Here is a 297-nt window from a genome sequence, read left to right as displayed (position 1 = left end):
CCTTCAGCGCGTCCGCCCACGCCCCCTTGCTCTGCCCCGGCAGCTGCGGTGTCTGCCTAGCGATTTCGTCCAGCCTCGCCTGGTCCTGAGCCGACACCGTCCGGAACGCCGCCCTTTTAGCAATATTATGCTTTACGGAACCCACAATTATGGCGGCATCGGCGGCGCTGAGATCGGGATGGGCCGCCTTCAGCGCGTCCGCCCACGCCCCCTTGCTCTGCCCCGGCAGCCGCGGTGTCTGCCTAGCGATTTCGTCCAGCCTCGCCTGGTCCTGGGCCGACACCGTCCGGAACGCCG

Annotated in this window: 1 pseudogene; it reads right to left on the bottom strand. The window is 67.7% G+C overall.

From position 1 onward, the window contains the following. Window positions 1-297, bottom strand: a pseudogene (locus tag MOV76_RS39595) (hypothetical protein); the annotation flags it as partial.

It is taken from the genome of Rhizobium sp. PRIMUS64 (assembly GCF_023006465.1).
In the GTDB taxonomy this organism is placed as follows: Bacteria; Pseudomonadota; Alphaproteobacteria; order Rhizobiales; family Rhizobiaceae; genus Rhizobium; species Rhizobium leguminosarum.
Note: the sequence above shows the minus strand (reverse complement) of the source record. Positions and strands in the feature narration are given on the sequence as shown.